This window comes from Methylomonas sp. BG-2, from assembly GCF_057766305.1.
This window is the reverse complement of sequence record NZ_JBYMAP010000027.1, coordinates 19,561-27,090: the sequence shown is the minus strand read 5'-3', so window position 1 is coordinate 27,090 and position 7,530 is coordinate 19,561. Positions and strand designations below refer to the sequence as shown.

General features: G+C 54.7%; 3 protein-coding genes. All 3 read left to right on the top strand.

Annotation, left to right across the window (positions count from 1 at the left end; genetic code table 11):
- The first annotated feature begins 361 nt into the window (after positions 1-361).
- Genes AC3B8H_RS04320 through AC3B8H_RS04310 form a run of 3 tightly spaced genes read left to right on the top strand, consistent with a single transcriptional unit; the run spans position 362 to position 7,525 of the window.
- A complete protein-coding gene (locus AC3B8H_RS04320; RefSeq protein WP_488440389.1) occupies positions 362-4,060 on the top strand; it encodes a DUF4132 domain-containing protein in 3,699 nt (1,232 codons plus the stop codon).
- Between the two features lie 14 nt (positions 4,061-4,074).
- The gene (locus AC3B8H_RS04315) at positions 4,075-5,148 is read left to right on the top strand and encodes an ATP-binding protein (protein ID WP_488440388.1); all 1,074 of its coding nucleotides are present in this window, start codon (positions 4,075-4,077) and stop codon (positions 5,146-5,148) included.
- 49 nt (positions 5,149-5,197) lie between these two features.
- Positions 5,198-7,525, top strand: coding sequence for a DUF5682 family protein (locus tag AC3B8H_RS04310; protein ID WP_488440387.1), 2,328 nt, complete (start codon positions 5,198-5,200; stop codon positions 7,523-7,525).
- The last annotated feature ends 5 nt before the right edge of the window (positions 7,526-7,530 follow it).

Below are 7,530 nucleotides of genomic sequence, written 5' to 3'. Positions count from 1 at the left end.
TACAGCTAAAAAGTTCGAATTAAATTGAATAAATGCGGCATAAAAATAAATACTGTCAAAAAAGTCAAGTAAATAAGCCAAATAACCAGAAGAGGATATTTGGTGGACCATGATTGATGCGTAAGATATTCCTTAGCTAGAACACAAAATCAACAACGTTGCCCTAACTCTTCACTTCGGGACAGATCTTTTGTGCTAGTCTATTTCGACTCGACTCCACTCGAGAGTTTTCGGCTACCGCCTTAAACGCGTAATCTTTATTCGACTTACTGTGTCAATAATCAACTGTCATACGCAGCCCGCATTTCAATTTCTGCAACCAGCGCCAAAACGAAGGCAATAAAAACTTAGGGACAAGCACATGTTCAATAGTCAATCCGATGTTCATACGTGTTTTACGTTGTTAGACGAACACGAAAAAGGGATTTCCAAATCCATTGCCCGTTATATTCTTACTGGGGACGATAGCTCGATCCCGGCGCGTTTGGGACAATTCAGCCGCGAACAATTACTGGCGGCTGGTGTTTCCGCTCCGCGCAACCCCTACGGGAACTACCAATTAACGGAGGAACAGCGCAAGAAGCTCGCCAAGATTTACGAGAACTTCGAAAAACTGTATCGATCCAATCTCTTGGCCGATATCGGAATAGCCCGTCGCATGGGCGTGGTCATGGCCGCTTGCGCGGATATGAACAATATCCAGCGCCATTATCAAGCGGAAGTGCCGGATTGGTTGGCGGTCTTGATCGCCGAGTTGAATCTGTTACGGACCTTAAGCGGCCATCGCAACGAACTGCCGAGCCATTACGGTCAACGCTGGTTTTTATCTTTAGTCCAACAAAACGATTTACGCGTAACGCAGTGGCTGCCGGTTTTGTTGGAGCGCAGGGAAAATAATTGGTATTGCAATTTCGTTAGACAGTTGGCGGAGCGTTTCGATTGGCCGGCAATGCTGCAAGATCCGGAAATTACGGCCGGCGTGGCGACTATGCACTTTTCGGGGCGGGGCGTGTTGGCGGAATGTCTTCTGCCCCAGAATAACTTGGATGCCGTGCTGGCGGTGGTAGTCGCCCTGCTCGGCGACAACAGCAAACAAGTGCGGCAAGCGGCGATGTTGTTGATTCCGAAATTAAGCTCGGAAAAGTTTTTGGCTTATTTGGACGACCATTACCTTGCCTTCGACAATACCGCTCGTAAAACGCTGGTGCCGATGTTGCCGGTTCTGGCCGGCGACGGAGCTGTCGCTTTGTTGGAAAAGTGGCAGAGTGCCGAGCCCAGCAAGGCCATTCGGGAAATCATCGGCCAGGCATTGGCAAACAAGGCCGCTGCCCAGCACACGGCCCAGGCCGAGCTGGAGTTGCCGGAATGGGTTCCGCTGGCTACAGACGCCGCCATTCCCAATCACTGGTTGGAAAAGTTAATGGCTCAATATGCCAAATCGCTCACGGCCTACCAACGGGCCGCCGAAGAAGAGCGGACGCGAAACCTCGCGCAAAACACCAAGTACGACTGGCAACAGAAAACCTATAAACACTGGTTAGATTACAAGCCCGAACAGATTCGACGCGATTTGGACGCATTGCTGGGTAGCTCGACACAACCTGGGTTGGCGCAACGGATACAACAAGGGCTCGAACAATTGACGGGAAAACAAACCGACAGGGATTTTACCCGGCTCAAAGAATTGTGTCTTAAAGCTAACTCGTTGTCCGATGCCGATTTCACAGCCATCCATTTGGTGCGTTTTTTTCAGGGTGACGTCCAGATGGCCCGTGCCAGGGCCTGGTTTACCGCCCATCCCGGCGTCATTACCGATTTACGTCAGTTGGCGCAGTTGATTCGCCAACAAGGTGGCGACGTCCGCAAACTGGCGCAATGGCTATTGATTCATAATTGGAACACCGATGCCGGCCTGCCGGATACCTACGGCATCGCGATCTGGCCGTTCTTCGCGGAGAACGACGACTATCTCAAAGAAGCATTCGGTCTGCTGGAAAACCGGGAAAACAAATACAGTAAATTCGAACTCGCCCGCGGCATGGCTGTTATCGCGCAATTTCCAGTGATTCCGGAAACCTATCTGCAAGTGCTGTATCAACAAGCCTTGTCGCCTGGCAAAACTTACGGTCCGTTGGCGCGAGAGATACTGGGCCAGTACGGCATAGCGCCGCAACGCATCATAGACGCCTTGAGTTCGGGAAAAGTCGACGAACGCATTGTCGCAGCCGACTGGATTGCCGAACTAAAACTGAAACAAGCCGTTCCAGAACTGCAAAAAGCCTTGAAAAAGGAAACGCACCCGGCGGCCACGGCCATTTTACTCGCGGCGCTGCACGACTTGGATAGCGATATCAGCGCTTATCTGGCGCCTGCCGTATTGTTGAAAGAAGCCCAAAACAATTTAAAAAAAGCGCTGCCGAAAGGACTGGCCTGGTTTCCGTTCGACGCGCTGCCGGCACTCAAATGGGTTAGCGGCGAAACGGTAGACAAGGCTATTTTGAAATGGTGGCTGACTTTGGCCTGCAAACTTAAACAACCGGAGGGCAACCCCCTTTTGGATTTATACCTGCGGCAACTGGATAGCAACAGCCGCAAGGCCTTGGGTAGCTTTATTGTGCATGCCTTCATCCGCCAGGATACCTTAAATCCCGACGACCAAACGGCACATGCCTTTGCCAAGCGACACCAACAGCAACAATTCGACAACTGGCAGAAGTGGGCGAAATCCGACTGGGGTAAGCAATATGTGGATAAAACCTTGGATGATGCCTACCGCGAGTTATTCAACCAAAAAAAGGCGGAGTATTTAGGTTCGGCAATCTGCGAAAAAGGGATCCTGGCGCTGGCGGCCTATGCCGAACCGGCCGAAGCGGTACTGGTCGTGAAGCGTTATATGAAAGATCATTACACGCGGCGCGCGCAGATCGAAGCCTTGCTGACCACATTGGCCAACAACAACGATCCGACCGTCATCCAATTGCTGCTCGCCGTGGCGCGGCGCCACCGTACCAAGTCCGTGCAAGAAACGGCCAGGGAACTGGTTACCGCTATTGCCGCCAGGAATGGCTGGAGCCACGACGAATTGGCCGACCGCACCATTCCCACCGCCGGCTTCGAAAGCAACGGCACGCAACGGCTGTCCTACGGTTCGCGCAGTCTAGTGTTGAAGCTGAACAACGACCTAACGGTCAATCTGGAAAACGAGGCCGGCAAAGTACTCAAAACCTTGCCGACTCCGCGCCAGGACGATGACGCGGAAGCGGTCAAACAGGCCAAGGCGGATTCCTCCAACAGTAAAAAAGAACTCAAGCAAGTGCAGGAAATGCAAAGCCAACGTTTGTACGAAGCTATGTGCGTCGGCCGTGTTTGGCAAGGTGTCGAATGGCGGACTTATCTGCTGGAACACCCGCTGATGCAGCGTTTGCTGCAACGCATGGTTTGGCAAGTCGAAACAAACGGGGAATCGCGCCGCTTACGGCCGACCGCCGAGTTAGAACTGATCGACCTGGATGACGAAACCTACGATTTGGCCGACGACGCCCGGATCAGCGTGGCCCATGCCGGCCAATTGCCGCAAGAGGAAACGAAAGCCTGGGCAAAGCACTTCAAGGACGAAAAATTGCAACCCTTGTTCGAGCAATTCAACTTGCCGCAACATAAACTGACCGATGCCGAGCTTGCCGGCAAGCAGTTGGATTACCATCAAGGCTGGATGACCGATAGCTTTACGCTGCGCGGCGTATTGACCAAGCGCGGCTACCAGCGGGCGGCGGCGGAAGACGGCGGCTTTTTTACCCACTACTACAAAGATTTCGCCTCCTTGAATTTGCGCGTGATGATCGAGTTCAGCGGCAATTGCCTGCCAGAGGAAAACGTCGTAGCCGTTTTGTACCAACTAACCTTCATCAGCCCGGACCAGCGCGGCTGGGTTGGCGAGGAAAGCTTTAAACCGCTGCACGGCATACCGCGCAGTTTACTTTTCGAAGCCATGCTGGATTATGAAGCCGTCGCCGCCAAAGGCAGCTTCGATGCCGATTGGCGGCAAAAATCGCCATGGTAAACGGGGAAAAGCAAATGTCCGAAGCAATCAAACAAGCCGCCGAATCGCTGTTTCAACAGGAATTGCAAATCCTGCGCGAACAGGATAAAGGCCCCAAGCCAGCCGGCTGGCAACTATCGGGGCAAGCGGTGAGGGACTTCGTGATCGGCAATGCGCAATTAGGTATTAGCCAGAAATTTTACGGCGACGATGCGCTGGTCGAGCGCGCCATCGTTACCTTGATGGGCCATCAAGCCTTGCTGTTGGTGGGCGAACCGGGCACCGCCAAATCGCTATTGTCGGAACTGCTGAGCGCGGCGATCAGCGGCGATTCGCAAAAAATCGTGCAAGGCACGGCCGGCACCACCGAAGAGCACATCAAATATTCCTGGAATTACGCCTTGTTGTTGTCGCACGGTCCGAGCGACGATGCATTGATACCCAGCGCGATTTATCGCGCCATGCACAGCGGTTCGCTGGCGCGCTTCGAAGAGGTCACGCGTTGTCCGCAGGAAATTCAGGACGCGTTGATTTCGCTATTGTCGGAAAAGCAAATCATGCTGCCCGAACTGACCCGCGTCACAGCCGCCAAGCCAGGATTCAATCTGATCGCCACCGCCAACCTGCATGACCGCGGCGTCAACGAAATGTCCAGCGCATTGAAGCGGCGCTTCAATTTCGAAACTGTCTATCCGATCCGCGATGTGGAACTGGAAAAACGCCTGATCCGCCAGCAAGTTGCCGAAAAACTGTCGCGGCAATCGCTGGAATCGGCGATGGACAACGACGTGTTGGAGGTACTGGTTACCGCCTTCAACGAATTGCGCGGCGAAAAACAGGCCGCCGTCAAAGCGCTCGATGCGGTACTGTCGACCGCCGAAGCCGTCAACATCGCCTATGCCTGCTGCCTGCAAAACCACTACATGGGCAGCCGGCCATGCAGCTCGCAGGTCGCCGAACAAATGCAGGGCAGCATTCTGAAAGACAAACAGGACGACCGCAAAAAGCTGGCGCATTATCTGGACGCGGTGGTGCGCGACCGCGCCAAAAAAGACGGACGCTGGAAAGGATTTTTCGAGGCGGGTAATAAGTTGTGGCTGGGCGGTTAACGTTTCGGCAAGAACGGATGACGTCCCCAATGCGCGCCCACTTGTCACGATGATAGAAGACAACCTGACTCCGCAACTCCAGGCCGCCCGCGCCAAATTCGTTGGCGACGACGGCATTCATTGGGCGCCGATCCGGCACCACAGCCCGGCATGCAGTATTTATTTGCGGCAATTGCTGGACAGCGTTCAGCCGGACGCAATATTGATCGAAGGCGCAGTGGATTTCAATCGCCAGCTCGAAACGCTGTTGGACGAGCAGACCGTGCCGCCGATCGCGTTGTACGGCCAAAACAGTTTTTACCCTTTGTACGATACCAGCCCGGAGTGGGTTGCGCTGCGCTGGGGGCGGCAACACAACAAGGGGCTGCATTTTATCGATTTACCGATGGCCGACAAGGCCTGGCAGCGGGAAGCACGGGAACACGGCGGCATCAGCTTTCTGCGCGAAGCGTATTTGCAACACAGCGAATTCATCCAAAAACTGGTCCGAACAACGCGCTGCCGGCACGGCGACGAATTATGGGAGCGTTGGTTCGAGCTACACCGCTTCGACAGCCCGGCACAATTTTTCAGCCAGGTGTTCGATTATTGCACCGCCGCCCGTTTGACTTACAGCGAGCAAGCCATCGCCGATTCCGGCGATGCCGAACGCGAGCGATTCATGCGCGGCGAAATTGCCCGCCATGCCAAGCCAGGTCAACGCTACGTGGTGGTAACCGGCGGTTTCCACACCTATGCCCTGCTCGACTGGCAAGGTGCATCGTCCGCCAAATCGCAGTCGGAAAGCCCCAGTTGGCTGGTGCGCTACAGCGAAGACCGTCTCGACGCCTTAAGCGGTTATAACGCCGGCATGCCGGTACCCGGTTTTTACCGACGCCTGTTGCAGCGGCGTTCGGACTTACCGGATGACGAAGTTGCGGCCGAATTACTGCTGCAAGTCCTGGCCGATTTGCATCAATCCCCCTTGTTTCGGCAACAGATGAATACCGCCGCGAAACAGGCGGTTTTTTACCAGGTGACGCAATTACAGCAGTTGCGCGGCCATGCCTGGCCGGGTTTGTACGATATATTGGACGGCCTGCGTAGCGTGTTGATCAAACACGATTCGGCCAGCGACGAACCTTTGCTGAAACAGGCCTGCCGCTTGCTCGCCGGCGACCGTTTGGGACAAGTCAGCAGCGATTTACCGCCGCTGCCGCTGGTAGACGAGGTTTACGGCCTGCTGAAACGCGCCCGCTTCAAGTTGGCGCAAACCACCAAAGTCACCACCACCTTCAATATCCGGCAACGCGACCATGAACGCTTGGCGCTGTTGTATGAATGCCGGTTTATCGGTTTGGACTTTGCCGAGAAAACCGCCGGCCCCGACTGGGAGCACGCCGTGCATCTGCATTTGCGCAGCGAAGAGTGGCAGTACGCCTGGACGCCGTGGGTGGAAGCCAGGTTGGTCGATTTGAGTCTGACGGCGCCGGATTGGCAAAGCTTGTTGAACCAACGCATCCAAGAAAAACTGGCCGAATTGCAAGATCAAACCCTCGCCGAACACCAGGTGTTTTTCGTGCAACTGTTGCTGATGAAGCGTTTGGATTTAGCCGAGGGTTTGTGGCGGAAGATCGGAAACCAGCTAAACGATTGCAGCGATTGCGGGCAACTGGCGGAATTTCTGCTGTTACTGCTGCGCCTGCGCCAACACCAAGGCGATTTGTTCGAACAATACGCTGAGCCTATCCGGCAAGTGGTCGAGCAAGCCTGGCAACAGCTGATGTTTATGCTGCCGATGCTCAACACGCTGCAAACTTCGGCAGGTTTGCGCTTGTTGCTGCAAATCCAGGAAATCACCCGCGAATGCGCCGAAGCGCTGGCCGACGCCTGGCAAAATGTCTGGAGGGCTAGATTGCATTGGCTGGCGGAATACGGCGAACTGAGCGCAGCCTTGCGCTATGCCTGTCTCGCCTTGCTGGCGGAACTGGGCTACGGAAATCCTGAGGAATTGTTTACGGCACTGCGCAAGTTGTTCGACTACGACCCGGAAGCCGCTTACCAAGCGGTCAACGCGGTGATCACCGTGGCGCCGCATTGTTTGCTGCATAACGATACACACGGTCTACCGGCCTTGCTGAACCGCCTGCTCGCCGGCTGGGACGAAGACCGCTTCTTATCGGCCTTGCCGGAACTGCGTTTGTTGTTCAGCCACCTCGATCCGGCGGCAATCGAAAAGCTCAGCGATACGCTGTGCGAGATGAATGGCTGGCAGGACGCGCCGGCTATGTTCGATGCGGATGTGGACGAACAATTGTTGATGCAGGCCCGGCGCATTCAGCAACAACTCGCCGAGCAACTGCGAGCCGAAGGCTTAGATCATTGGCTGGAAACTTAGGCTTA

Coding starts and splice junctions, on each gene's coding strand:
- AC3B8H_RS04320 (WP_488440389.1), top strand. CDS start 362: ATGTTCAATAGTCAATCCGATGTTCATACGTGTTTTACGTTGTTAGAC.
- AC3B8H_RS04315 (WP_488440388.1), top strand. CDS start 4,075: ATGTCCGAAGCAATCAAACAAGCCGCCGAATCGCTGTTTCAACAGGAA.
- AC3B8H_RS04310 (WP_488440387.1), top strand. CDS start 5,198: ATGATAGAAGACAACCTGACTCCGCAACTCCAGGCCGCCCGCGCCAAA.